27 protein-coding genes and 4 pseudogenes are annotated in these 24,385 nt (G+C 56.6%); 10 read left to right on the plus strand and 21 right to left on the minus strand.

All coding sequences use genetic code 11. The annotated features are described in order from the left end of the window. A partial coding sequence (locus tag KIP88_RS41820; protein ID WP_214493935.1) for a hypothetical protein occupies positions 1-267 on the minus strand: 267 nt, incomplete at its 3' end. A gap of 420 nt (positions 268-687) precedes the next feature. Beyond that, a complete protein-coding gene (locus KIP88_RS41825; protein WP_249791427.1) occupies positions 688-1,752 on the minus strand; it encodes a lytic transglycosylase domain-containing protein in 1,065 nt (354 codons plus the stop codon). A 777-nt stretch (positions 1,753-2,529) separates the two neighbouring features. Between KIP88_RS41825 and KIP88_RS48770 the strand changes: the two are divergent. Next, positions 2,530-2,627: pseudogene (locus tag KIP88_RS48770) on the plus strand (SOS response-associated peptidase); the annotation flags it as partial. A gap of 1,267 nt (positions 2,628-3,894) precedes the next feature. Next, on the plus strand, positions 3,895-4,329 hold the full coding sequence (locus tag KIP88_RS41830) for a hypothetical protein (RefSeq protein ID WP_214493936.1): 435 nt from the start codon (positions 3,895-3,897) through the stop codon (positions 4,327-4,329). 236 nt (positions 4,330-4,565) lie between these two features. Here the strand turns inward: KIP88_RS41830 and KIP88_RS41835 are convergent, their stop codons facing one another. The 5 genes from KIP88_RS41835 to KIP88_RS41855 form a co-directional block, all read right to left on the minus strand. Beyond that, on the minus strand, positions 4,566-5,048 hold the full coding sequence (locus KIP88_RS41835; RefSeq protein WP_214493937.1) for a phasin family protein: 483 nt from the start codon (positions 5,046-5,048) through the stop codon (positions 4,566-4,568). Positions 5,049-5,383: 335 nt separating this feature from the next. Beyond that, positions 5,384-5,563, minus strand: coding sequence for a hypothetical protein (locus tag KIP88_RS47280; protein WP_249791429.1), 180 nt, complete (start codon positions 5,561-5,563; stop codon positions 5,384-5,386). Between the two features lie 388 nt (positions 5,564-5,951). Further along, on the minus strand, positions 5,952-6,293 hold the full coding sequence (locus KIP88_RS41845) for a hypothetical protein (RefSeq protein ID WP_214493938.1): 342 nt from the start codon (positions 6,291-6,293) through the stop codon (positions 5,952-5,954). Between the two features lie 1,096 nt (positions 6,294-7,389). Next, positions 7,390-7,569, minus strand: a complete 180-nt coding sequence (locus KIP88_RS41850) for a hypothetical protein (protein WP_214493939.1) — start codon at positions 7,567-7,569, stop codon at positions 7,390-7,392. Positions 7,570-7,819: 250 nt separating this feature from the next. Further along, positions 7,820-8,026, minus strand: a complete 207-nt coding sequence (locus KIP88_RS41855; protein ID WP_308163768.1) for a hypothetical protein — start codon at positions 8,024-8,026, stop codon at positions 7,820-7,822. Between the two features lie 889 nt (positions 8,027-8,915). Between KIP88_RS41855 and KIP88_RS41860 the strand changes: the two genes are divergently transcribed. Continuing rightward, a complete protein-coding gene (locus tag KIP88_RS41860) occupies positions 8,916-9,272 on the plus strand; it encodes a hypothetical protein (RefSeq protein WP_214493940.1) in 357 nt (118 codons plus the stop codon). After that, positions 9,185-9,760: a hypothetical protein gene (locus KIP88_RS41865; protein ID WP_214493941.1), complete on the plus strand. Its 576-nt coding sequence runs from the start codon at positions 9,185-9,187 to the stop codon at positions 9,758-9,760. The genes KIP88_RS41860 and KIP88_RS41865 overlap by 88 nt, the downstream gene beginning before the upstream one ends. Before the next feature lie 711 nt (positions 9,761-10,471). Here KIP88_RS41865 and KIP88_RS41870 read toward each other — a convergent pair. Then, positions 10,472-10,729, minus strand: a complete 258-nt coding sequence (locus KIP88_RS41870) for a DUF4118 domain-containing protein (RefSeq protein WP_249791431.1) — start codon at positions 10,727-10,729, stop codon at positions 10,472-10,474. 397 nt (positions 10,730-11,126) lie between these two features. On the opposite strand from KIP88_RS41870, the gene KIP88_RS41875 reads away from it, so the two are divergent. Beyond that, on the plus strand, positions 11,127-11,606 hold the full coding sequence (locus KIP88_RS41875) for an NUDIX domain-containing protein (RefSeq protein ID WP_374226587.1): 480 nt from the start codon (positions 11,127-11,129) through the stop codon (positions 11,604-11,606). On the opposite strand, the gene KIP88_RS41880 is transcribed toward KIP88_RS41875, so the two are convergent. Next, on the minus strand, positions 11,603-11,983 hold the full coding sequence (locus KIP88_RS41880; protein ID WP_214493942.1) for an FAD-dependent oxidoreductase: 381 nt from the start codon (positions 11,981-11,983) through the stop codon (positions 11,603-11,605). The genes KIP88_RS41875 and KIP88_RS41880 overlap by 4 nt on opposite strands. Before the next feature lie 295 nt (positions 11,984-12,278). Further along, positions 12,279-12,446 (minus strand): FAD-binding protein, encoded by a 168-nt coding sequence (locus KIP88_RS48775; protein ID WP_214493943.1) that lies wholly within the window; start codon positions 12,444-12,446, stop codon positions 12,279-12,281. 216 nt (positions 12,447-12,662) lie between these two features. Between KIP88_RS48775 and KIP88_RS41890 the strand changes: the two genes are divergently transcribed. The 3 genes and pseudogenes from KIP88_RS41890 to KIP88_RS41900 all read left to right on the plus strand — a co-directional run bounded on the left by KIP88_RS41890 (position 12,663) and on the right by KIP88_RS41900 (position 14,803). Continuing rightward, complete coding sequence (locus tag KIP88_RS41890; protein WP_214493944.1) at positions 12,663-13,682, plus strand: alpha/beta fold hydrolase; 1,020 nt, start codon at positions 12,663-12,665, stop codon at positions 13,680-13,682. 55 nt (positions 13,683-13,737) lie between these two features. Further along, a pseudogene (locus KIP88_RS41895) lies at positions 13,738-14,579 on the plus strand (sensor histidine kinase); the annotation flags it as partial. 14 nt (positions 14,580-14,593) lie between these two features. After that, the gene (locus KIP88_RS41900; protein ID WP_214493945.1) at positions 14,594-14,803 is read left to right on the plus strand and encodes a PRC-barrel domain-containing protein; all 210 of its coding nucleotides are present in this window, start codon (positions 14,594-14,596) and stop codon (positions 14,801-14,803) included. 41 nt (positions 14,804-14,844) lie between these two features. Here the strand turns inward: KIP88_RS41900 and KIP88_RS41905 are convergent, their stop codons facing one another. The 3 genes from KIP88_RS41905 to KIP88_RS41915 form a co-directional block, all read right to left on the minus strand. Continuing rightward, positions 14,845-15,204: a hypothetical protein gene (locus KIP88_RS41905; protein ID WP_214493946.1), complete on the minus strand. Its 360-nt coding sequence runs from the start codon at positions 15,202-15,204 to the stop codon at positions 14,845-14,847. A 22-nt stretch (positions 15,205-15,226) separates the two neighbouring features. Continuing rightward, complete coding sequence (locus tag KIP88_RS41910; RefSeq protein WP_214493947.1) at positions 15,227-15,856, minus strand: response regulator transcription factor; 630 nt, start codon at positions 15,854-15,856, stop codon at positions 15,227-15,229. A gap of 174 nt (positions 15,857-16,030) precedes the next feature. Further along, positions 16,031-16,186, minus strand: coding sequence for a hypothetical protein (locus KIP88_RS41915; RefSeq protein WP_214493948.1), 156 nt, complete (start codon positions 16,184-16,186; stop codon positions 16,031-16,033). A gap of 250 nt (positions 16,187-16,436) precedes the next feature. Between KIP88_RS41915 and KIP88_RS41920 the strand changes: the two genes are divergently transcribed. Further along, on the plus strand, positions 16,437-16,610 hold the full coding sequence (locus tag KIP88_RS41920; protein WP_214493949.1) for a hypothetical protein: 174 nt from the start codon (positions 16,437-16,439) through the stop codon (positions 16,608-16,610). Between the two features lie 740 nt (positions 16,611-17,350). Here KIP88_RS41920 and KIP88_RS41925 read toward each other — a convergent pair. After that, positions 17,351-17,689 (minus strand): annotated as a pseudogene (locus KIP88_RS41925) (IS30 family transposase); the annotation flags it as partial. A gap of 317 nt (positions 17,690-18,006) precedes the next feature. Between KIP88_RS41925 and KIP88_RS47290 the strand changes: the two are divergent. Next, entirely contained in the window at positions 18,007-18,192 is a 186-nt protein-coding gene (locus KIP88_RS47290) for a recombinase family protein (RefSeq protein ID WP_308163769.1), read from the plus strand. 135 nt (positions 18,193-18,327) lie between these two features. Here KIP88_RS47290 and KIP88_RS41935 read toward each other — a convergent pair whose 3' ends face one another. From KIP88_RS41935 to KIP88_RS41965, 7 genes and pseudogenes are all read right to left on the minus strand, one after another. Beyond that, positions 18,328-18,789 carry a universal stress protein gene (locus KIP88_RS41935; protein WP_214493950.1) on the minus strand — a complete coding sequence of 154 codons (462 nt, stop codon included), beginning with the start codon at positions 18,787-18,789 and terminating at the stop codon, positions 18,328-18,330. 349 nt (positions 18,790-19,138) lie between these two features. Further along, a pseudogene (locus KIP88_RS41940) lies at positions 19,139-20,178 on the minus strand (patatin-like phospholipase family protein). Between the two features lie 194 nt (positions 20,179-20,372). Continuing rightward, complete coding sequence (locus tag KIP88_RS41945) at positions 20,373-20,750, minus strand: PLDc N-terminal domain-containing protein (protein WP_214493951.1); 378 nt, start codon at positions 20,748-20,750, stop codon at positions 20,373-20,375. Between the two features lie 283 nt (positions 20,751-21,033). Then, positions 21,034-21,828: a methyltransferase domain-containing protein gene (locus tag KIP88_RS41950; RefSeq protein ID WP_214493952.1), complete on the minus strand. Its 795-nt coding sequence runs from the start codon at positions 21,826-21,828 to the stop codon at positions 21,034-21,036. Positions 21,829-22,070: 242 nt separating this feature from the next. Continuing rightward, positions 22,071-22,526 (minus strand): cache domain-containing protein, encoded by a 456-nt coding sequence (locus KIP88_RS41955; protein WP_214493953.1) that lies wholly within the window; start codon positions 22,524-22,526, stop codon positions 22,071-22,073. 340 nt (positions 22,527-22,866) lie between these two features. Beyond that, positions 22,867-23,310, minus strand: coding sequence for a hypothetical protein (locus KIP88_RS41960; RefSeq protein ID WP_214493954.1), 444 nt, complete (start codon positions 23,308-23,310; stop codon positions 22,867-22,869). Between the two features lie 425 nt (positions 23,311-23,735). Continuing rightward, positions 23,736-24,293: a hypothetical protein gene (locus KIP88_RS41965; RefSeq protein ID WP_214493955.1), complete on the minus strand. Its 558-nt coding sequence runs from the start codon at positions 24,291-24,293 to the stop codon at positions 23,736-23,738. Positions 24,294-24,385 lie beyond the last annotated feature (92 nt).

Raw genomic sequence — 24,385 nt, forward strand, 5'->3', positions numbered from 1 at the left:
GGGCGCGGGGCTGGCTGCGCTCATCTCGGCGCGCGGCACTTCCGTCTGTGCCAGGCGAAACATCATGTTCGGCCGGGCGGTTGCAGTCGGCGTGCCGCAGTTCGGAATATCGGCGTCGGCGAGCGGCAGCGATACATCCACGGCGGTTGCGCGTGCGTCCGCGAGAATAAAACCGCTCCCGACCAGCAGCGCCGCCAGTGCCGTGCCGCCGAGTGCGGCAAGACTTACGGAAACCAGCAGGCTTCGCGATCGCGTGAATGTCGCCATAATGGGCTCCAAAATCGGGCGGAAGGAAAAAAATCTGCTGGATCTGGGACTTCCACGGTTCGCCGGAACAGGATCCAAAGAGACCCTGAAACGAATTTTCAGACGTTTCCGTCCGTTCCGCAAGGCCACTGCAATGTCTGTGGCTGCGACACGTTAGCGTCGGCGGAAGGCTCGACGTGTTGGGTCAGCGGTGCTGCTCTTGTCGGCTTCGGGTCAGACTGAGAAGAACTCGGTGTGAGCAAATGTCTTCCGAGTTACCCCTGAAAGCAGACATCGCTCAATGCAGTCGGCATGTCTCAAAGGGGCCATGAGTAGACATCGGCACTTGGTCGACCTCCTCGTTAGCGGCGATTTCTGAATCGTGAAGTGAGACGGGCTCGGCGGCGGGATGCGACAGCTTCTGCCGACCACGCAACGGAATTACTGCTTCGCCCCTGCGGCGACGGCGGTCGCCATGTACTTCGAATAGAATTCAGCGACCCGCGCGCGCCACATGCCGACGAACGCCTCCGATGTCACCTTGTCCACCGATTTCCACGCCTTCTTGAGGGTCGGAAGGGTGTTGCCCCAGATCGCGCGTTTGCACCACTTCTCGCCCTTCTCCCTGCCTTCGCTGGTGGCGCACATGGATTTCCAGGCGATGCGATCGGGCTGGCTGATGTGCTCGGCGGCGCCTTCCCAGCCCTGCTGATGGATCAGGTAAAGATCGTTCAAGTCCGGCTTCCGGTGCGTGATCCACTCGAACAGGATGCCTTCGGTAATGACCTTGTAGGCGGCCGCAACGGCATTGTCGCGGGGACTGCGAATCTGCCCAAAGCCGAATTTGCTGAACTCATATTCGCTCAGCTGAAATAGGCCGATATACGACCCCGTGCGTTGATTGGGGTTGAAACCGGACTCGATCTTGGCAACCGCTTTCATGAAATTGAAATCGAGACCGAACGCGTCGGAAGCACGTTTGATTTCCTCGACCGGCGTTCCGACCGGGATGTCCTTGAGCGAACGCAGGACGGTCTCCGCCGGCTTCTCGGCGGGCGGCACTTCGGACCAGACGTAATAGATGAGATATTGGAAATCCTGCGTCGCCGGCGCTGGGTTGGAGGCAACACCGGTCTCATCGCTCGTTGTCGGCGCCGGTTGGGTGGCATCATAGTGACCGAACGGCACCGATCTTGTCCCGATCAAATCGTCGCCTGCTTTGGCGTGGGCCGACGATGGACCGGAAGCAGCATCAGGCATCGAGCCAAGCGTGACTTCCTGCAATGGTGGCTCGGGGGCGGGCTCGGGCTGCGGCCGCGGCAGGGCCTGCATCATCTGCTCGCGTAGCTTGACCAGACCGTCGAGGCGGTCGGACTCCAGCGCCGGCGCTTCGTACGGTTGCTCGAGCGAGGCGACCTCGGCCGGGCGCAAGGCGCGTTGGTGGACCGCAACCAGGATTAGCGTACCTATCGCCGCACCGGTGAAGATGACCCTGAAGGCGAGCATGGCAGCGAGCTTTCCATGCGCAACGGGGCGACAACATGGCGAGATCACGACCGAGCCCGGAATGTGCCCGAATCACGTATCAGCCAAGCGTCGGAAGCGGACTTAAGCGGGCCGCTGCCCATGTCCGCCTTGGCTTGGCTGTGTGAAAAGGCGAAGACACTCAATCGCGATAGAAGAAGTTGTTCGTCCAAGACCGTTTTAGTCGCTCACCGCGCAAGGGGCTTCAACTTAGAAATCGAACTGAAAAATATCATTCTTCGTCGCGTTTCGATTTTTGAGTTTTTGCACAGCCAGGGTCAAACCGAGAAGTCCGGGCGTTCAATCGGCAGGTCGGCTTTACCCCCAACTCCGGACATCGCCTTGCACCGCGCAAACTGACGCTTTGTGCCAATTTCGGAAGTGGCCTAGCGGTAGCGCGCAGGAGGGCTGCCAGCTCCTCTGCGATCAAGCATCATTTTCGCCATCAAGCCTCGCCGGTCACAACGGCGGGGCTTCTTCATGCAATGTCGCGTGGGTTTCATCGCATGGCAGCGTGTGCAGCCAGACGCCGTGACATGGTTCCGGAAGACTGCACCGTTGATTTTGGCAGCTCGCTCGCGCGTCAATTGCACGGCATCCTTCCCGGTACTGACGGGCGGGCATAAGCAAACTTCTTCGCAAGCTCGAAACTCTCCGTGACCCACGCATCGGGTCCAGTATCTGAGCTGCATCGGCGTCGGGATGAACGCTCATCAGACCGCCATGGTCTTTCGCGTCAAAGATCGCGCCAAAGACCGGCCATGGGATGAGGCGAAGGCGTTGCAACGGCCGTTGCTGGATGAGGCCCTGAAGATCGTGGCGCGGGGGCGGACAAGGAGGACAAGGCTGCCGCATGAGCCAGTGTCGCGTTGCCGGTCACGGACTTGTTCGGGATCGTCGAAAGAGACGCAGTATTTCGGTCCGGTCACATACGCCACAGCGATACTGGATAAGGTCGTTACCCTCCCCATCCGGGTCGACCTTCTCAAGTTTCATGGTGCGTTTGCAAACAATGCAAGTCATCAGGTCCAAGAGTGGGCTGCGGTCATCGTTCATCCGCGCTGTCGCTGCGACCACTTCTTCACGGCACCTGTCCGTGCATTGTCGCCTGTGAGCACATTTGCCGCCATTACGTATCTCCGAATTCGCATTCAATGCGTTTTGGTTCCCGCCATTTTTCTAGATCGATCTTGGCGGCGTCATTTCGCTGTTCCTTCTCTGGATTACCCTTCCATGGCTTGTCCGTCTGTCAATGGGACCCTTGATCGGACTTCTGCATGGGATCGTCTTTGGGCGTCTCCTTGCTCCTCGGGCTTTCCTCCGGCTTTGTATGAATGGAAGCTCCGACCGGGGTTGGTGTTCCCGCACAGCAACGAAACGGCCATTGCCGTCTTAGTGATCTTGCGCCTCCATCCAATACCCCTAAATTCCGCTTGTATGCCGAGCAACCGGCCGCTCACGATGCTGTGGGGCTATGGGTCCGGCTCCTAGGCACACCGGCCCCGTTAGTTCAACGGCCCTTTAGGTTGCTGCCTTCCGGCGTTGGGAGGCGCAGCAAATGTGCCCTCTCTGATGGGCTTTCCGATTTTAATCCGGGCGTTCCCAGCGCAAATGCCGTCACGAGGATCAGAATACTCGCGCAGATGATACTGAGGTAGACACGATCGTTCATTAGGCCCTAACAGGCGAAGCTAACCCGCGTTCCTCCAGGCGGCTGAATTCCGTGGGCTAGGTATCGAGGAAGTTATGAAGCAATCTGAAGTATACCGTCAAAACGCAGAGAACTGCGGCTACCTCGCGGAAGGTGCTTCCAACGAGCCAACTCGCCAGCGGTACAGGCGAATGGAAGCAGCTTGGAGAGCGTTAGCGGACGAACAGGATTGGCTTGATGGCGAGGCGTCGCCTGACCGCAAAAGCGAACAGTAACCGCGACCCGCGGGGCGACATTCAGACCGCTTTGCTAGTCGGCGACGGGCTGCCTGCACTTAGGAACAACTGTGTCCACGAACCATTTTGTTTGCGGCCTACTTTGTACGCGTATCGGTGGCCCGGCGCGGCCCCCGCCTCAACCCCATGCCCCCGAGAGGGCGCGGGGCCGTGCTCAATCTCGCAGGGGTAGTGCGAATGTTTGATTGGTTCAAATCCGAGCGGCGTGAGCGCCAGAAGAAGGTTAGACAAGATCGCAAACAGCTTGAAGTAAGAGCGCGGCGATTCCTAAAAAGCTATCTAGAAGCCGATGAAGTGCGAAAGCCTGAGTTCTATCGCGCCGTTGAAGACATCAGCAAGAAATGCCGTCCCCCCGATTTGGATTTTTCCCAACCAGATTTGGACGATGGTCAAATTGCCGAAGCTACGTCGAAAGCTGCGATGCAGATGGTTTTGGAACGTGAGAACCGCCGGGTCGGAGACTTCGTGACTGATGCCTGCGCAACGGTAGCGGTCGCATACAATCGTGCCGCAGGGGTCTACAAAGCCGACGCAGACATGCAAGAGTTAGGAACTGCCGCTGTCCACCTACTAACGATGGCAACGTCCTATACCAACGCACAGAAAGAATGATTTACGGTAACCAATTCAGAACGCTAAAAGTCGGTGACTGCGTTTATTGGAAAAGTATCGACACCGGACCTTGTCGGGATTGCTTGGAGCGGAGTTTCGATTTGATTGGGATGACGGTCATTCGACTTCGATCCAGCGCACCATATGGTGCGGGTGGAGAAAGTTAGTGAACTCGCGTCGGTAGGGCTAGCGCCGAAGCGAAAGTCTGTACGGCGAATAGGTGATGGCCTTGTGTCTTAGGCTGTCCGCTTGGTACTTAGTTCAGCCATCTCTTTCGAATACTTGCCGAACATCCCGATCCGCTTGCTTGTGAATTCTGCAATGACAGAAAAAAACTCGACGGGTGACCGAATTGTCGCCAGCCTCTGGCTGAATTCAAAAGCAAATGTCATGTTAGCTTGCGCCAATTCCAGCAGCTTTGCTTGATAAGCGCGCACGTTTGCGGTGGCTGAAGATAAATCAAATCCTTTGCTCAAGCTGCTATCCGTCATCGCCTGAGAGACATCTTCTTGTAGGGCTGTAACTGGATTTTCCATTGCGAGCGGAGCCGTTGGTTTTGAGTCTTTAGGAGGCTTGGGGCGCGATTCAGCCGAGCTTGCTGCAACCGAGCGACGGACCTTCGGGCTTCTGACGATAGCCTGAGCGGCCCGCTGGGCCTTCGTGACTATTTTCGGGCTGCGCGCGTGTTTCGACGCCGTTGCCGGTTTGCGTTTTCTCATCTGACACTCCAAAGGATGAGTTGCGACCACGGGGGTCATTCGTGCAAAGACAACAGGCGCAGTGGTTTAACGTTCCAAACGGCAAGTTATGGAAGTTCCACATGAGACTGTGGCTCTTCCAGATTATTTGGCATTCAGACCTGAAGGTCTATGCCTGCAACGCTACTTACGTCGGCGTCGTGTTCGCTTGAGCACACGGTTTCGGCCCCGACCTGAAAGCCGCTTCGCATTTTTCGCTACATGCTGTCGGTATCGACGAACTATTTCATCTCCGGAAGCACCAGCCACTAGACTTGCGGTAGCTTCGAAAGCCGCGTTTATCTTTTCGCTGACCATTAAATTGCTTCGCGCCGGGCGCTTCTGCCCCCTCGCATCAGCTTCATCATCCGAAGCGAAATTACTGCGTTTGCTTCGGCTGCCAACAACATCAAAGGATTGAACATTTGCTGCGCTCCACCTGCAACAAGGCGAATGGTCAGAAATTGTTCCGAAGCGCCCGCCAACTTGAGCGTCAAGCCAACGCTTTACGCGATACGGGAGGAGAGTAGAGTCGGGATGAATGTGATGTTCCAGAAGTGCCTCTAAAACCGTTGGGTCCGACCCCGTCCTTGGCCGTGCGCAGAATTGACTCAGCTACCAACGAACATGCGTTGAACTCACCGGATGCGGAAGTGTAGAGAGAGAGCACTATTCATTGCCACCGTCATGACTTGGACGCATCATAATTCATGGCGTGTCGCCACCGGACAGACCGGCGGAATAGAAGAATCGAAACCTCGCGGAAGTCCGATGGGTCAATCGAGTCGGTTTGGCGATGTCCGAGCCACTTCCGCTTTACCCCTCATAGCCGACATTCGCTGGGAGGATCGGCAGGTTCGCTTTGTGCCAGAATCGGGCTTGCCGTTACCTCGACGCATTGGAACGAAGAGGCAGGTTACTCACACTCACGCCTGCCACGAGTATCCCAGCGCTTGCGATCCAGAGCCAATAACCTCTTCCGTATGAAATAATCTCGACCTCGCCAAGTTTAGGACCGATTGGCACGGTAGCTACTCCCAGAAACGTCAGCGTCAGTCCCAACGCAAGGACCGCAGAGATCAACGCCGGGGATCGCTTGTCGGCAAGATAGAAGAACCAGGCGGCTACAATGATGGGGTTGGCAAGCCAAGCCGCATAGCCAGCATTGGGAAGCACCTGTTCGTGAAAACTACCGATCACGGCGATGGAAGAGAAAGCGCAGATCAAGGCAGCAACGTACCATCTTGCGCAGGCGCACAACCATCCTGCGACTATTAGGACGAAAAGCGGCAGGTGAAGCCAACTCCCGAGCACCCCGGCCCATCCTATAAGCAACAGGCCAAGAGCGGGCTCGCTACTTCTCTCCCCCACAACGTAGCAACATTCGGTTACAAATGCGGTCTGGGTAAGACAGGCGATAAACGTAGTTGCGCTTGCGAGCAGGACGGCAGCACGCCATGTCTTCAAGTTGCGGTCACCATGAAGAAGCCGGAAGAAAGCATTTAATGCGTTGCTCACAGCCTGAATGGCCTATCTCGATGAAACACGACCAACACCAACATAGCTAAGTGAAAGCCATAGCGACGGTTCGCCACCACGACAACTTCTTGTGTATCGTCGCCCCAGAGCCTTCTCAAATACAGATACAGCGGCAAGGCAACGGTCTGCCAGCAACGTAGGACAACGGCGAAATGGAGCGTGGACATCATAGCCAAAAAGCCGGTTTCAATTTTGTGCAGATTTTCAGGAGATTTTGCGTGCCCAAGTCGGCTTCGGTCGATAGTGTTGAAAAAGTCCTTTTGGGGTGACGAGCGAAATTTCTTAGGACCACTGATGCATTTCGCACGCGGCGACGTGAGGGGATCACACGTTTCACACAAAAACGACCACCGATCTTCGTATCGGCGCTAAGGAGGGTTGCAGCCGTAGAGACAGCCCAGAAGCAATTTTCGCTAGATTTTCAGCGTCGTCCGTTGCAACAGTATCGGTCATTTTCTGACTTCGAGCAGCGCAGCCACGAGGTCCGCTTTGCCCTCTGGACCGGACCTCGCCGACGGCCGACGCACCGGCGTTGGCGGAATGAAACTGCTGCAAGCAAGCTCAAGAGAACGAAGAAATCCAAAAAGATATCGACTTTTCAAGCATCAAGTCGAAGTTGAAGTCGCGCCGCTAGGGAGCGCCAGTCTTTTCAAAGACTTGCTCGCCCTACGGATGCGCTGTCCAACAAATGGACATAAACGCGCACGAACGAGGGGCGACAAACGGATACAGCTTGCATAGCGGTCGCGATCTGCGCCGCGCTGTACTTCGCAATTCGGAGGCCTCAGCTCCCGGTCTTTCGTTGCAATATCGCCTGCTCAACCTGGTCCGCGAGGACCGTGAGGTGACTGTGGAGGCGGTCAAATAGGTCGCGCTTGGCTTGGTCCGTTGCGAGGTCGCGGATCAGAGCGCATTCGGCGGCGTCTTTTCGAAGCTTTTCGACCCGCTCCAGATAGTCCTTCATCGCCGGCGCCCGCCTTGGTGCCCCCGAGTTTCAATCCGGGAACAACGAGAGTCAATCCAAACAAATGAATTAGGACGCTCGGACAACGCAACGCCGCCTAGCGTTGAAATGGTCGCTGGCGGCGCTGAATCTCTTTCCGAGAGGGACTAACAAAATCCCGGGTACATGTTGGTCGTCCTGCCGCGCCAAAGGTTCATCCGAAATGGCCCGCCAGCATGAACCGGCGGGCTCGATTGCCAATGTAGTCGGACTAGCCGACGCCGTAGGGCTTGTTGAGAAAGTAGTCACGGTTGCCCAGCGCCTTCTCCGCGTACTGATCGATCGCAACGGTGATCGCCTTGGACGTGCTGGTAGCAGTGGCCCTCTCCCGTGGCTCGCTGCCGCAGTTCGGCAAGCGCGTCGATCCAAGACGAATTGTCCGCGCTTTGTCGTCGTACCATTTTAATTGTTCGCGCATCACCAGCTCCGGCCGCCAAGCACGCGCCCTTTCATCGGACCATCCTGCTCCTTCTTGAGCCGGTCGCGCTCGGCGCACAGTCCTTCAATCCTCGCTAGCATCCTCACCAGCAAAAGCTCAGCCGACGCAGTCGAGATGCCGGCACGTTGAAGCTGCAAGATCTCCTTACGCTGTCTTCCGACCTGGACGCGCATATGCTCGATTTCGGAACGTACGTCTTCTAGGTCCATAGCGCTCCTTCATCACCCTCTGGATTGTGCGGACGAGCCCCTCCGCTCTGCGCCCTAGCTGGTCGTAGAGGCGAAGCCGCCTGAAAAGGATCTCGATTTCACGGGCGCTCTTCATTAAGGCGAAGCATAGCACAAACCATGAACGATTTGGCAAGCCGCTAGGTATTGGGGGTGTAGTCATCAGGGTCCCAATTCCGCAGGAACCTTGTATTCGCCTCAGCGTCGAATCCTCACTTCCGGCCGATGCCCCTAAGCCCCCTGGCCGGAAGCAGACCTGCCAAAGGTTGGCGGCCCCAGGTCGAATTCCTGGGGCCGTTTGGAACGCTGGATCGTAGAATGGCCCTGCACTTCAGCCGCGTTGCTCCCGCGACGGAGGAGCTAGAGATTTGGAGCGCGAGTGCACTCGGCTACTCATTTGTAATCAGCAATGAGAGTAGGAGTGGCCCTGGACTCCACGGGCAGCCCGGCTTTGTAGCTTCTTGGCGTCCCATCAATTTCAACAGGACGGCCATCAGGGTAGGCGGATCACCCTTTAAGACGTTTGCCGAAGCCGAGAAGGCCTGTGAGGCCCTGCTAATGCACCTAATCAAATAGCTTCGGATCTGGCGTACCCCTTGCTCCGCCCAGCCGCCTCGGATTGGATGTCCTAGGGCGGGGAGATGGCAGAGCGCAAACAAGACTGGAACCGCGAGTTCGAAGATCCGATATCGTTGCCGGGCGGCCGGAAGCTGCTCACGCTGAAGGACACGGCCGACTACATTACGAAGTTGCCGAAGAAGGAATCCGACTTGCCGGAATGGCAAACGGCAATCCAGGTCTTGCTGTTATGCAGCCGTGGCGGGCCAACGATGATTGCGCGGATCGGCGTCATGCGGGCGTTGAATCGTCACGTCGAACGGGTCTTTAATCCCGAGCGGAAAGATCACCATTGGGGCAAGCGCAAGCTGAAGAGAGACCAACGAAAGTTTTTATCCACGTCAACACCAGCAAGCAGGTTGACGACAAGGACCACCTGAAGGTTTTTGCTAACGAGCACGCGAAGGAATGGTCTAAAAAACCCGACCAAGAAGGCGTGGTCGTTGAGTGCGAAGTAATGGCTTCAGAAATGAAGCCCCATGTGTCGCAGGCGTATAAGGACGCTTGCGATAACCTTATCTATCTCAAGAAGGAGCAATTCCAGGTTACTAACTATACATGGCTTGTGCTCGCCGCCCTCTACATCCTCTCCCGTAAGTTCACGGCCGGGACGGTTGGGAACGACCTATTGATCGGGAGCGCGTTTGTCGTGGGCATTGTTTCACTCCTCGTGCTCTGGGACTTCCAAAGCTCAATTGAGCGTTTTCGCAATCGACTTGCTCATGTCTATGAGGACTATTTCACGAAAGGTGAATGCGAGCGCCTTGGCCTCGATGCCAAAAGTAAACATCGGTACATCTCGGCGATCCTTAGCTTCGCGGTTGTAGTTGCCACGGCATTTACTGCTTGGGCGGTCCGCCAATCGTAGTAATTCGCGCGATGGCCCGCCAGCGTGAACCGGCGGGCTCCCTAATCCACGTAACCATCTTGCTCAGACTAGCCCAGGCCGTGGGGAGGTTGGAATAAACAGGGATGATGTTGGAACTTCTGCGGGCTGAGAGAGTAGGGAACGGGCTTCCGGTTTTTCAGCCCCAAAGCCCCAAACCGGGAGAAGGCGGCCCCAGCTTTCTTTCCAGTAGCTGGGGCCGTTTCCTTTTCAGCTGCGAAAACAATCGCCGGAAATGTGAAACAGTTCACAGACGGTCCGAGTTTGGCTCCCCTAACATTCAGCCATTCACTTCCATCCGGTCATTCACTTATTCTTACTTGCAAATCGCCCGGCCAAAAGCCGGGCTTTTGCATTTCAACCCGGGCACCCGGCTTTCGGAATGTAGCCTCAACTTGGTCTCCTCTTCCGAATGCACCAAATCCGCGATCGCTTAGGAGACAAGATGCATTCATCGCCCCCCTGGAAATGGGCAATCGCCATCTTGATAGCTTTGTGCTGCGGCATCTACATTTGGACCCTCCGATAGAACGCCGAAGCCATCCGACGGCTTGGGGAGCTGGGGCTGAAGCCGACTACGAAGCAACCGACCTCGAAACTGTCATCCGAGACCTGCTGACCAGCCAAAACAGCACCCGATCCGCATCGTCGCTTTCAACACCGCCGAGCGCTAGTCGGAAGGTGTTTCCGAGATCATCTGCGTAAGATGGCGAGAGCCTCTCGGTAGAGATTGCAGGAGGAAATTGCCAGCCCACTGCACACCAGAAAAATCGCGAAACGATGATAATCGTCGCCATTAAGCGGCGAAAATTCAAACTGCGGCGGCAGAAATTCCCACCAAACGCTAGGAATGGCGATCGCGGCAACAGAGGAGCCCGCCGGAGCGCCCGCCAGAAGACTTACTCCGATGATCGCCACGAAGAAGGTCGCGAAGTGCAGCGCAAACGCCAAACGAGGCCATCGCCTCCTGGACAATGCTCGCGGCGATCGTCGCCAGCAAGGCCACCGCAAAGGCCTCCGGAGACCACGGTCTGAGCCTGAGAAGAAAATCCGTGCCCTTGCGCACCGGCACCCTCCGAATCTTCCTCAAAATTTAGCGGAACGCGCTGTTACGGACAACTCACGGACGTTGCCAATCCGAGAGGGATGCATTTCCGGTGGGCCCACCCATACCTCTGGTGCCTGTAACCCACGCCCCCTCTCCGCTGGTCTCGGGTCGGGTGAGGTGCAACGCAAAGTACGCCCAAAACCTCGCGGGCGGATTTCGCGGGTCTAACCAATGCCATGCCCCTCGTCATCTCCACAATAAGCGGTAGACTGCTGCCCGTGCAGCCTAGCGTGTGCGATAGTGGCAACATCCGTATCCAGTAAACAGAGCGCGGGGCTTCTCCTCTATCGGTTAAGGGACGGTGGCGTCGAAGTCCTGCTCGGTCATCCCGGAGGACCCTTCTGGCGCAGGAAGGACTTGGGATCGTGGTCGGTTCCAAAAGGCTTGATCGCGGCGGGTGAAACTCCCCTCGCCGCAGCAAAGCGCGAGTTTGCGGAAGAAACCGGTCACCGTCCGCGGGGTAAGTCTGTGTCGCTGGGCCAGTCGAAGCAGCCGGGAGGAAAGATCGTTCACGTATGGGCTGTTGAACATGACTGGGACGCCGCCAATCTCAAGAGCAATATGTTCGAGGTGGAGTGGCCACCGCGATCTGGGCGGCGTCAGATGTTTCCCGAACTCGATCGCGCCGCGTGGTTTGAAATTGAGGAGGCACGCGCGAAAATTGTGACGGGGCAAGCGGCTTTCCTCGACCGTCTGCTGGCAGCTATCGCAGACGGTTAAGCTACGGCCGCCTGCGCGCCTTCCGCTATGGCTACGGCGACAAGAAGAACGTCGCGCGACACGTCACCCGCAACATATACGCCCGGGACGCTGGTTTCCTCCGTGTCCGGGTCCGTCACGACGCCTCCCTTTGCATCGCGCTTGCAACCAAGGCGTTTGGCCTGATGGCAGCCCATCGAGAAAAACAAACCTGCCCGGGGCAGATCCGGCCCGCTCCTGAATACGATCTTTGTGAGCTCTCCGTTCGTACCTTCGAGGGATTCAATGGGCTCCAAGCGCAGCGGAATATCGTGCTCTTTGAGTTTTCGCTTCGCTTGCGTACTGACCTCAGTCCCATCGCAGCAGGCCACAACAGCCGCCATCCAGTGCTTCATCATGATGGCAAGCTCAGCCCTTTATCCCCCTTGCCAAATGCAGCTACTGGCTTCCCCGCGTATTCGAAGCCGTCGCAATATAGACAATGGTGCACGGAAACACCGTAAAGAGACTCGATCCCCGCTAATTCAGGAAGCTCGTCAACGAGACCCGTGGCAAGCAAGACCTTCGAAGTGCTGCCGGTTATTCCGTCCGCACACATAAACTCGAATTCGTCGCCCCTTGGAATGATATCGGTTACTCGTGTCCCGCGCACCGAAATCGACTTGTAAAAGCTGAGTTCTTGCCGCGCCTCATCTACGAATGCCGACCTTCCCGTCCGAGCAGGCCGTGAATCGCGTGCGAACTCAGGTTGCGCTGATGTCCTTCATCGCAGAGCAATGCTTCGCGGTGGCACCTCCCAAGAATAAGCGCGGCGCTTAATCCGGCAGGCCCGCCGCCGACAATGAGAACATCGAATTTCATTGGAAGCCCTTTCGTTGCGTAAGCATATAAGACTGCTCGCAACGCTTGGAACCCCTGATAGCCATTCAGGCGTCAGCGCTTCTTCTGCCGTCTTACGCAATCCTCGAAGGGCGCCAGGCACTATTGGAACGAACCTCAGAGTAGGTTGTTCGCTCTTCGCTGCAACACTTCTTGGATTGTCCAGGATTTTCGTGCACGCCCCATGGAGTGCATATGATGACCGCAGCCTATCTCAGGACACGCTTGCCAAGGCCGCTTGCCAATAAAGCCCGTACCATCGCCCAATCGCATCCTTATGCAGTGGCTGCAGCCGTGACTGCAGGAGCTCTGGCCATATCCGCCCTGGTGAACCGCCGCCTGGCCAGGAATGCTGAGAACGACAATCCGCCCGCTGGTCAGTTCCTGGAGGTAAACGGCGTCCGGCTCCACTACGTCGAACGTGGCTCAGGCCCGCCGCTGGTCCTGCTGCACGGCAACGGCAGCATGATCCAGGATTTCGAAACCAGCGGTCTGATTGATCTGGCCGCTAGGAACTATCGCGTCATCGTTTTCGATCGTCCTGGCTTCGGCCATAGTGATCGGCCGCGTAATGTTGTCTGGACCCCGGCAGCTCAGGCTGAACTGATTAACAGCGCGCTCCATCGATTGGGCGTCCCGCATGCAATCATCTTGGGGCACTCGTGGGGCGCTTCTGTCGCAGTTGCGCTGGCGCTGACATATCCGAACCTGGTCCAAGGCCTGGTTCTTGCATCGGGCTATTACTATCCGACGTTGCGTCCGGACGTGGTTGCTGTATCCGCCCCCGCCCTGCCGTTAGTAGGCGATGTCTTGCGGTACACCATTTCACCGATCGTAAGCCGTGTTATGTGGCCGCTTTTGATGGCCAAAATCTTTGGTCCGCGGTCGATGCCGAAGAAGTTTGAGGGCTTCCCGAAAGAGATGGCCCTTCGTCCCTCTCAGATTCGCGCGTCAGCTGCGGAGTCGGCGCTTATGATTCCGGACGCGTTTCACTACCGCGACGAATACGCGAATTTGAAGATGCCCTTGGTCATCGTCGCAGGCGACGAAGACCGATTGGTCGATATCGATGCGCAATCGGCGCGGTTGCACAGCGACGTCCCCCAGAGCAGGTTTCACCGCGTTCCCGGAGCCGGCCACATGATCCATCAGACTGCGACCGGCGCAGTCATGTCTGCAATCGACGAAGTGGCGATCGCGAGGTCCGCGTCGGGCTGAAAACGCCATCGACAAAGGAAGGGCGCTAGGCCGGATGTCTTCCAACGAAGTGTCCATGCCGGTTTGGCACGAAAAGCACTTGCGGGCTGCAACCACCGCGGCCGGCGTAGCGTTGTGGTCATGGAATGTCGACACCGACGCCATCACTATGGATGAACGCGCATATGACCTATGGGAAGTCTCGAAGGACGAGAAGCAGATCACATTCGAGATCCTGTCGCGGAACATTCATCCCGCCGATCTGGAGCGGGTCAGGTCTGCGTTCGCCGCGACGCGTGCGGTCGTAGGCGCTTACGAAATCGACTTCCGGATCCTGTCGGGCATTGATATTCGCTGGATCTCCGCGCGGGGTCAGGGCGACGACGCTGACATAGCCGACCGAATTATGTTTGGCATCTTCCTCGACGTCACCCAACGCAAGCAGGCCGAAGAAGCCAACGAATTGCTGGCGGGTGAAATGAGTCATCGGGTGAAAAACCTTTTGACTATTGCAACCGCGCTTACTCAGATCACTTCGCGGTCTGCGGCTACGAAAGAGGATATGGCCCAAGAGCTGACCAGTCGGCTGATGGCGTTAGGACGTGCTCAGAACCTCATTCGTCCCATGCCGGTCGGGAAAGAGAAGCAGCGCTTCTCGGTGACCTTATCTCGGTACTGCTTGCTCCATATGATGAGAAGGGGGCCAGCGTTCGCATTCGCGTCTCGGTGCCGAAGATGAATGTTGGAGAAAGTTCGAGCACGACCCTGGCCCTGGTTATCCATGAACTGGCAACAAACTCGGCAAAGTACGGATCGCTGTCAGTTGCAAGCGGCACGCTGGACGTGTCGTGTAATGGCCGGGACGACCAGGTCGTGATCATGTGGACCGAACGGGGTGGACCGCCTATTTCGGCTCCCGCCACGGGCGCGCCATGCCATCAGGGAAGCGCCGAGCGTCAAGAATCTTGGATGAGTACGGTGCGGCGCAATCCGAATTGATCGGCAAAGCCGTCGTGCTCACCGACGGAAAAGCAGGCACTGTCGAGAACGTTTGGCTGGATGAATTGCACGGGCTTAGGATTTCCATCAAAGGTCACGAGGGAAGATGGCCGGTCTCAACCATCAAGCATGCTGAAGCCTAGACCTCGCATCGGCTGCGGGTTACGCAGATCGCGCGCTCCTTTCAAAGCATTCCGAACAAAATGAAGAGCCCGACCTCGGTCAGGAAAGTAGCGCTCATGAGGGTGCTTCCATGCCCAACAACGAGCACGTCGCCTTGCTCAAGCAGGGCGTGGCCAATACGCGGTTCGCCTTCAATCGCACCCCTGCCAACCAGCCATTCTCGCTCTTTTGCGAGCAGCCGATAGCAGGCCGCGATGTCGCTATATCGCTTTCTCAGCCCCTCAACGGTAGCCGTTACGGCGAGCGCATCAAATTCGGCCGCTCTCTCCCAATATTGCGCGACGCTACGCACCTTGCTTTTGTGCTCATGAATTGTTTCTGTTCGGAAAGTGGGGGGTGATCCGCGCGGCGGCACAAGCACTCAGTCTCCGGCGGGGGCGTCTCTACGCCTTGAGATAGTTATTCCGAACCGCGTATCGAACTAAGCCTGCAGTCGAGTTTATGTTAAGCTTGCGCATGGCCGCGGCTCGATGCGTCTCTGTTGTCTTCACGCTGAGATTTAGCATCGCGCTGATGTGCTTGTTAGTGTACCCCTGCGCAACTAATGTAACGACCGTCTCCTCTCGATGCGTGAGTATCTGGCTTGGGTCGCGCTTTGCGGTCGCGCCGTCTTGTAGTTCGCCGGAAAACGCGCCGAAGAAAAACGGCTTATGAGCCATCAAGGATTCAACAGCAGCCAAAAGCATTTTATTCGCGTTAGATTTTTCCAGAAAAGCGCGGGCACCCGCCTGGAACGCCAACAATGCCAACTCGGTCGTGTCATGTATGGTGAAAATGAGTACTTCCGTTGTCGGCTGGTGCTCCTTGATGCACCGTGTCGCATCTACGCCGTTCATAAACGGCATCGAGTGGTCAAGGATCGCCACATCAGGCCGTTTTTCAGTGGCGACGGCAACTGCCTCCCTGCCGTCACACGCCTCAGCAACGACTTCCCAGCCTGCGCGCGCTTCCAGGATGGCGCGCAGGCCTGCTCGTACCGTTACATGATCGTCAGCAATGAGGATTCGTTTCACTGAGCACCGCCAGATTTGACTCAGGGTGCCCTGTATTAGTCCTTTCGACAATCAGAAGGTGTTCAATATGAGACAGTCCGACGTGTTATCGGGCGGACTGTATGCGCCTTGATCAAGTCTTCGGTGGTGCAGTTCAATCCTCGGCAGATCACTTGGTGATCTTAGCAAAATGGGTCACGCAATCACCATATTAGGTTGAACGGTTCGGATCAGAATCTCAACAAACTCGGCGGCGCTTGCCGGGGCAAAATCGGGACCGACCACTTGAACCCGATCTACCAACGCTTTTTCGAATAACTCCGGTGCGGTCTTGCGAAGTTCTTCCGCCATTTTGATCGAGGACGCCGGAATTGCATCAACGGATTCGAGTAGACGCGCTTCGCACAGGGGCGCCGGCTCCTCAGCGAGCAACTTCTGGCGGGATTTACATCGATTTGCGGAACATGGTCCGAAGATAGGCAGTCAGGCGCTGGATTGCGAACCAAAACGAAACCCGTTCTGTGCCAAAGATCACAGTCTTCAGCGCAAGGATTTGCCTCATTCAACCCCGGTCGCAATCGTTCAATGGGTGGGAGATAACATGACGCAGACCGGCAAGCCGCTGAATCAAACACAGAAGGCAGCCTTAGACGTCCGAATCTTGAAGGACGATGAGCTGGACGCCGTTTCTGGCGGTGGCCAGCTTCAAAGCGCATTCAGCACCGTCATCAAGTCAATCGGGCAAGGGCTGCAAACAATGGCGAGTAAACAATAGCGATGCCCACGACAATTTGAGAGCTTGCGCAGGTCGTAGCCTGAGAGGCGGTGGATCGGTCGCCTGGCAAATTCGACACCGCCGTCATAGACGGTTGGCGTCGGCCCCAGCGCGCGGGCAGCGCAGTTTCGCCCCGGCGGGGCGCACGCCGTTAGAAAGCCAATTTTACGTAATCAAAGTGCCCTCAGTAAACGAAGGGAGGGCTTCCATGGCCAAAGCTCTGGTAACTCTATGTTGTTTGCTTGCGATGGGGACGCCTGTATTCGCGAGCGGCGAAGCAGCTCTTTCGGAAAGTGACGCGAAAGCCTTCACCGCTGTGTACGGGGCGGCTGAAGAAGAGAGCGCTCAAGATTTCGTTGAAACCGTGCAGTTAGGCGGACGATTGTGGACCTGCTTTGCGCGAGGTCGCAGCGGACGTTTTTCGGGTCAAAGCCGTAGCGCAAATGTCGCTCGACGAGTTGCCCTTGAGCGTTGCAGGAATCGATCCAGCCGTTGCGTCATCACGAGCTGTCGTTGATTGGACTCTGCGTCCCCGAACCACCGCACCCATCGGCCTCAAATTTTTTCGCCGCGCTGGCGTAGAGGTTGTAGGCGGACTGTTGCTCTCCAAAGCCGACCAGGGCGTCTGCTGACGAAATAGTTCATCCGAACCGGGACGCGCACGGGACGTAGACTAGAGACGGGCACTCCACCCACCTCGGGCACCGACCAGCCCCCGATGCCCGCTTTGGGTGGCGAGTTCAACCGATCGCTGCAACACATTCTGCGAACTTCTCAGCCGGCGTTTGATAGAGCAAGGTCTTTCTCGGCCTTTCATTGAGCTGCCTCGCGATGGCACTGAGCTTGGCCTGACTGTGCAAGGACAGGTCGGTGCCACGCGGAAGATATTGGCGCAGCAATCTGTTGGTGTTTTCGTTTGACCCGCGCTGCCAGGGAGATCGAGGATCACAAAAGTAGACCTCGACCTCGGTGGCCAATGTCAGGCGTTGATGGTCCGCGAGTTCCTTGCCTCTGTCCCAGGTCAGCGACCAGTAAAGTTCGCTGGGCAATCGCTGCGATTGCTTGATCAGTGCCGAGACGCTTTCGGTAGCCAAGCCGACCGCCGGCAGTCACGCCCGATTGTGGTGTTCGACACCGTGGCCAGCATTTCGGGCGTCAACGCTTCGGCCGGCATCTCCTACAACAAGTTTCTCGCGAAGCTCACCTCCGACCACCGCATGGGACGCACGACTTCAGAGAACACCCGAACCGCTCTAGCCGCAGCTAAGGCGCGTGGGGTCAGCTTGGCAATCCTAACGGTGCTCGGGCGCTCCGAGGAAAGCAGGTTGGCAATGCCGATGCCGTCGCCAAGATCAAAGCCAACGCAACTCAGCGTGCTCTGGACCTCAAAGGCATCGTGAGCGCCCTGCAGGCCTCAGGCCGGACAAGCGTCCGCAGTATCGCTGAGGCTCTGAACGATCAAGGGATACCAGCGCCTCGCGGGGACAGATGGCACCCAACGGCGGTCTCCCGCCTGCTCACGAGGCTCTCGGCACCGGGCGCGAACACTGCGGCCCCCCCTCAGACGGGAGCACGCTTATGATCACCCTCGGTCTAGGTCTCCTCGCCACTAGCATTGTCGTGCTCACGATAGAAAGCGGCGGACTAGCCTTGGTGCTCTTCAGCGCCGGGGTCTGGGGTGATCCTCCATGCGTAGGCACCCTCGGCCGTCGGGAGATCAATTATGTCCGCTCACTACCAACACCGGCACGCTTCCGTCCCCTAGGACCTCCGATGTTTGACTCCCCAACAATAGCTTCCTGAGGCCGCGACGCCCATGAGAGGCCATGACAATTAAGTCGCAGCCTTTGGACTTTGCTGTTTCGATAATCGCAGTGGCTGGGTGCGCATTCGGAACATGCAAAAGTTCTGCAGATATCCCGATCTGCTCCGCCATAGCTCGAGCCTCACCGAGCACTTTGCCCGCACGTTCCTTGCTGGCCGCGTCAAAGCTCTCTACCTCTTCCTGCGAGGGCATCCATCCCGAGGCGTGACCGCTTCCATAGTCAACCGGCAGCGGTTCCGTTACGGTGATGACTGTCATTTTAGCGTTCAAAGCCTTTGCTAAAGCAACCCCATGCTCAACACCTTTTCTGGCGACATCCGATCCGTCCGTGCTCAAGAGAATATTGGTGTACATTCGAGGGCTCCCTTGTTCGTCGAACATTCTTCCCTAAATGTCGGTCTGTCCCGCCGCCGCAACGAGCTGTTGTGCGTCCGTGATGCCTTCGGGCGCCGATGTCAGGTACGGGCGCGCCCTCCGAAATGGGGCCCCCTTTCCTGCCTGAAATCCCAAAGATTTTCCTGGAGCGATTTCGCAAAATGCGCCGCTTTAGGCTCGATGATGATCGGCTCATTGCTCGGTGCTTGAAGTCTAAAAATGGGGCCCGCAATTCGGGGAACAATGGCAGGCGTGTGGCAATTCCGCCTTACATGAATGACGACGATCACCGAATCACCGCGGGTTAAAAGCACGCCGCAACCCTTCGTCAGATCTGTTCTAATAAGACATCAAAATCCAAAGTGGAGCGGCGTCCAAGATTCGATGCATAGCTCTCCAAAAAGACTTGCGCCGACCTTCGCCCCTCATCGCGCAGCAAGTAGAAGAATTCCCATTCCGCGTTGAGCTTGGAGGAAGCGCCAAGTTCGGTCAATATCTCGCTCGCAATGCGGTGGATACGCATGCCGGCCCATTGCGCCCCCTCGCTGTTGCCCGGATCGGCGACTTGCCGAAGCAAGGCGATCATGCGCAGCTCCTTCAGCAGAACTGCGTTAAAGGACACTTCATTCAGTCGGTTGAGAATCTCTGGGGCGGAGCGCGGCGAACTCTCGCGTTCAACCGGATTGATCTGAACGAGAATGGTATCCTGTGACTTGCACTCTCGAATGAGAGGCGTGATCGTGGGATTGCCAGAATAGCCTCCGTCCCAGTATGGATCGCCCTCAATCTCTACAGCCTGAAACATGGTGGGCAGACAGGCGGAGGCGAGCAGAACGTCCGGCGTAACAGTGTTGTTCCTGAACACGTGACCGCGGCCGGTCCGGACATTGGTTGCCGTGATGAAGAGTTTCGTCGGTGCTCCTGCCAGCCGCTCGAAATTTATTGTTTCTGCCAGAATCGCACGTAATGGATTTTTGCCCATCGGGTTCAAGTCATAGGGCGAAACTAGGCGAGACATGAGATCCATGGCGACATAGATAGGGGAAGAGTCCAGCGGCCGAGAATCACATCGAGGGGGCCGCGCCGCAAAGGACTGAAGCGAGCCGCCTCGGAGACGCGGCGCCAGAAATTCTCCAGAGCTTCCCGGGCACCCGCGGCCCCGCCTTTGGCATGACCATCGACAAGCACCGCGGCATTCATCGCACCCGCCGACGTGCCGGAAATGCCATCGATTCCAAGCCACGGCTCCTCGAGCAGACGATCGAGCACGCCCCAAGTAAATGCCCCATGCGAGCCACCGCCCTGCAACGCAAGGTCCACAAGTATGGGATCGTGAGTGATGGCCGCTTTAACAGCGTCGTTGGCCATTAGACCTCCCTTCGCAAGAATAGCACTCGTGCCGGCAACCGACCAACGGTTAAATATGATTGATCATTCGCGTCGATTTGACGGGCGCCGGCCACTTACGGTCTTCCTCAACAAACGGACATCCTCAAAGCTGGTTGGCATTTTAAGGCGCCACAAGCGGCATCACACGACCCCTGATCGCGCAGCGCTCGACACTAGACGAGTTTGGCGCGAAGACGCCGGAACTCGTCGTCTGTTATCGATCTAGATTTCTTTAGCTGATCGAGCTTGCTGATTTCATCCGCTATGCTGTAGCCGACCACGCGACGCAGTTCGTCGCGCGCCTGCTGAGCTTGCTGCGCATTGCGCTCCGCCATACCTCGTCCTTGGGTGATTAGGTAGGCAAAGATGCCGAGGTAAGAGGTTAGAACTAGCGCGAGAACCCACAGCGCCTTACCCCAACCGGAGATATCGTGACGCCTGAACAGATCACCATAGATTATGACAAGCAGCCAGAACCAAACGACGAATGCGAATATTGCAATCATATTCATCAAGAAATTAGAATAGGTGTACCCTCCTTCGAAGAGCATCGCTGTTCTCCTGCTCGCTTATCTTTCAACCATTTTGACTTAATGCGAGGTCCAACGGACATTATGTATGGCAAACGTGCAGATGGACTATAAGGACTTCCCCCTCAAACAGTGCGGGTTTTCCCTGAAGCTTCGGGCCGATAGTGCTCCTGTCATGGCCCGTGTCCGCTCTGGGTGTCATTCGCGTGGGTTTGGCCACATACCGACGACTTCCGCTCTACCCCTATAAGCAGACATCGCTGGCCTGCGTCGGCATGTCTCAGATGTGCCAATAGCGGTCATTTCAACCGGTGTGCGTGGTAGGTTTTGACGCTTTGAAGATGTATCGATTGGTACTGAAGAAGTATCTTCCTGCTTCGCTCAGGTGCTCGAACTCGCCATGCCACGCGCTCAGATCATCAGCCGAAACGTCGGGCTTGCGCGCGACGAAATCCCGAATACCCTGCGCCAGTCCCTTGCTGTAGCTGTCATCATCACATTGCAGATTGAGGATCGGAAAGATGGCTGCACCGTCAAATCGAAATCCTGCATTGACTAACTTGTATGCCATGGATCTTGGGAGATGCGGATGAGCACAGTGCTCTTCCCATGATTTCATGACCAAGGCCATACGTTCTGGATTTTCAGAATACCACACAACAGCGTCCCAATCCGTTGCCACAAAAACCGTTCGGCCGCCCGGCTTCAGGACGCGAAATGCCTCTGAAAGACCGCGGTCAACGTCAGGAACGTACTCGGCAACCTGAGTGCATACGACGACATCAAACGACGCATCTGCCTGATTCACTTGAGTTGCGTCGCCGACCGCATATGAAAGCCACGCTGAAGCTTTCCGCTGATTGCAGAGGGCTATTAGATCGGTCGAGACATCGATGCCGACGACAGCACCATGACGCCCAACAATCTCCGCTATGCTTTCGCACAGATAGCCCGGACCACATCCGATATCCAGGACGCTCTCCCCACAAGACAAATTGAGCTGTCGAATTGTCTCCAGTCGTTGCGCCACCACGTCCCTTGTGAGATAGGTCTTTTCCAGTTGTTTTGCGGCTTCTTTGGTGAATTCGAGCCCGCTCATCTTCGCCTCCACCCCCAGGACGCATAAAGAAGTTGAACTCGAAACCTAGGAGAAATCAATGGTCGGCAGGCCATCCGCCGTGTGACCTAGGCCGGACGCCGCCGATGTCTGCGTTGGGTCATTCGTGTCACTTTGGCCTTCGGCCAGCGACTTCCGTTTTCCCCCCGGAAGCGGACATCGTCACGGACGGGTACCAAAGCGGACATCATGATCCCGCGAAAGAAAGGCGTCGCAACTACAATCTATTTGTAGTATCCGACGACGCATATATAGCCAGCCACCTTCGTAACGAGCCCTACTTTCTCAACCGGTCTCTTATCTTCACCGGGGCGCGGGTACATGTATGTGACCTCTGTGATCTTATCTTCGACCGCAGAGGCAAATTCCGCCCCGTAGGGTTTGCCCGTGACATCCTTAATGTCTCTCTGCACGAGGCCAATACGCGCAGGGTCGGGATGGGCGATGTTCTTGCCGTCAGGGCCTGCGCAAGTTGGGTAAAGATCACGGTCGCGAAAGCCTCCCTCACCCTTATTGATTTGGCTGACGGTTTTTGCCGGGTCGGCTTTCATGGAGATGACGACCTTCTCGAGCATAGCTTTCGCCTCGGCGGGCGTGCCGAAACCGACATTCTGAGCATATGTCGCCGTCGATGCGATTGCGGCCACTGCCATCGCACTTATCGTCAGGTGAAGACGCATGATTTCCTCCCATTGCAATTGTGCTCACGGCCCAGCTGCATGGTGCGGAAAGCCTTATCTCTTGCATTGGCTGCTTGGAGAATGACGACCACGTCATCGGCTCTTGCATGCAGAAGGCTCTACCCAACACTAGCTTGAATTGGTCCTCCAGGGCGTGAACCACTTCACAATCACTCTGAAATACAACTCAGTCAGACAACGTTGAATATAAACGTCCTTCCCACGTCTGGTTTGGGTCATTCCCGCATTGGCGAGGTCTGCTTTGCCCCCATAAACGGACTTTATCAGTCCGGCCTGTCAGGTCCGAAAAGTGCATCAATAGCGGAAGTGCGCATTCACTCTACTTCGGCTGCTTTCCCTTGCCGTCCGTTGTGGCTTCGAGCTTCGATGCCAAGGCTTTTGTAATGTCCGCGAGACGCGCCCTGCGGCTTTGAGCTTCTGGTCGCGTGAGAGTAAGAGTGGGATCTGTCTTGCCATCGGGATCACAGATCATGCGGAAAATGTAGATCGGCTCGCCGTCCTGCTTTAAGGCCACCTCTACTGTGCCGTGTGCCATAAAATGTCGAAGGTCTTCGAATGAAGCGAGCTTTTCGACGAGGGGCGCAACTCCACTGATGCGCGATTTCAAGGGGCCGGCTTCGCTCATCAATTTGCGAAGACGTTCCAGCTTTTGACCCATTAGGTGCGGCAACGCCGGTCTTAGGGCCTTGTATTCGGGTAAAGCGGCGGCGTGAACGAGGACCGTACTAACGGCACGCTCGATCTGCGCGAATAAATCGATCACCTCTCCTCGCAGCATTTGAGCCGCGCGTTGAGCCACGTCGTACCCACTTTTCTGCGAACTCTGCACATCTCCCCCCTTGGGGCCTTATTCTCTGGCAATCGGAACCTAGCCATGACCGATAAAGGAATGGTGTTCGCGTGGAGCTGCCGACCGAGTGGTTAGTTAATAAACGGTCTCTGGTGAAGTTCGAATTCAATTGGAGGTTGCCATGGCGGCCACGCCTCTTCCGGTTGCCACCGGGTAACGGGCATCAACCGGCTCACCGGAGTGGTCCGCTTCGGGGCAATCGCGTCGGTTTGGCCGGACCACGGCGACTTCCGGTCTACCCCGGTGAACGGACATTCTCAGGATAGGCGGGCATGTCTCAAAGGTGCCAATAACAGACCATCATCTTCGGGCGCGCGTTCACCCCGAGAGGAAACTCCTTATTCGATTACGCGCTTTACTCGACGGAAATCGGCTTCGAAGGTCAGGTCTAATACATCGCCAGATGCTAAGTCCATCCTGAACTCGTGCCAGTTCCCGTCTATTGCTGAATACCACTTCCCAATCAGTATACCTCCCGTGACGGATATCCCGGCGAAGCCGTCCCAAGATAATCGCTCCGTGGTCCACTGCCTTCCGTCTTTGCCTTCCGCCCAAAATCGAATGTTATCTCCAAACACGATGATCTCTAGCTCGGGCACCTGACACGAAAAGGATATGTTGTCTGTCGTTTGTCCCAGCAGTTCCTTCGTACGCGGATCGACAAGATAGTCCGATCCGCCCGCGATCACGACCAGCCTCTTCCCATCAGGATGGATGTAGAAAGCGGTGTGATCATTCTCGCCGTATCGAAAGTTTCCGATCCACACCTCGGCTGATGGAGATCGAACATTTATGACGAGGCCTTCGCTAAAACCTAGATTGCTCGCCGGAAACGCTGCCGCAACCGGCCCCGATGCCGGCAATCCCGCAAGTATTTCGAAATCAACTTCGTTCAACCCGTGGTCCCCATGTTGCTTGCCGCTCGTCACAAGCCTAGGCCAAAAATCTGACGTGCGAAATGATCAAAAGCTAACGGTCGGCCCCGTCC

It is taken from the genome of Bradyrhizobium sp. SRL28, assembly GCF_018596315.1.
GTDB lineage: Bacteria > Pseudomonadota > Alphaproteobacteria > Rhizobiales > Xanthobacteraceae > Bradyrhizobium.

What these genes read in the sequence shown, in the direction of transcription:
- KIP88_RS41825 (WP_249791427.1), bottom strand. Translation starts at nt 1,752, where the DNA reads ATGCTCGCCTTCAGGGTCATCTTCACCGGTGCGGCGATAGGTACGCTA.
- KIP88_RS41830 (WP_214493936.1), top strand. Translation starts at nt 3,895, where the DNA reads ATGTTTGATTGGTTCAAATCCGAGCGGCGTGAGCGCCAGAAGAAGGTT.
- KIP88_RS41835 (WP_214493937.1), bottom strand. Translation starts at nt 5,048, where the DNA reads ATGAGAAAACGCAAACCGGCAACGGCGTCGAAACACGCGCGCAGCCCG.
- KIP88_RS41850 (WP_214493939.1), bottom strand. Translation starts at nt 7,569, where the DNA reads ATGAAGGACTATCTGGAGCGGGTCGAAAAGCTTCGAAAAGACGCCGCC.
- KIP88_RS41855 (WP_308163768.1), bottom strand. Translation starts at nt 8,026, where the DNA reads ATGCGCGAACAATTAAAATGGTACGACGACAAAGCGCGGACAATTCGT.
- KIP88_RS41860 (WP_214493940.1), top strand. Translation starts at nt 8,916, where the DNA reads ATGGCAGAGCGCAAACAAGACTGGAACCGCGAGTTCGAAGATCCGATA.
- KIP88_RS41880 (WP_214493942.1), bottom strand. Translation starts at nt 11,983, where the DNA reads ATGATGAAGCACTGGATGGCGGCTGTTGTGGCCTGCTGCGATGGGACT.
- KIP88_RS48775 (WP_214493943.1), bottom strand. Translation starts at nt 12,446, where the DNA reads ATGAAATTCGATGTTCTCATTGTCGGCGGCGGGCCTGCCGGATTAAGC.
- KIP88_RS41890 (WP_214493944.1), top strand. Translation starts at nt 12,663, where the DNA reads ATGACCGCAGCCTATCTCAGGACACGCTTGCCAAGGCCGCTTGCCAAT.
- KIP88_RS41900 (WP_214493945.1), top strand. Translation starts at nt 14,594, where the DNA reads ATGCCATCAGGGAAGCGCCGAGCGTCAAGAATCTTGGATGAGTACGGT.
- KIP88_RS41915 (WP_214493948.1), bottom strand. Translation starts at nt 16,186, where the DNA reads ATGGCGGAAGAACTTCGCAAGACCGCACCGGAGTTATTCGAAAAAGCG.
- KIP88_RS41920 (WP_214493949.1), top strand. Translation starts at nt 16,437, where the DNA reads ATGACGCAGACCGGCAAGCCGCTGAATCAAACACAGAAGGCAGCCTTA.
- KIP88_RS41935 (WP_214493950.1), bottom strand. Translation starts at nt 18,789, where the DNA reads ATGTACACCAATATTCTCTTGAGCACGGACGGATCGGATGTCGCCAGA.
- KIP88_RS41945 (WP_214493951.1), bottom strand. Translation starts at nt 20,750, where the DNA reads ATGCTCTTCGAAGGAGGGTACACCTATTCTAATTTCTTGATGAATATG.
- KIP88_RS41950 (WP_214493952.1), bottom strand. Translation starts at nt 21,828, where the DNA reads ATGAGCGGGCTCGAATTCACCAAAGAAGCCGCAAAACAACTGGAAAAG.
- KIP88_RS41955 (WP_214493953.1), bottom strand. Translation starts at nt 22,526, where the DNA reads ATGCGTCTTCACCTGACGATAAGTGCGATGGCAGTGGCCGCAATCGCA.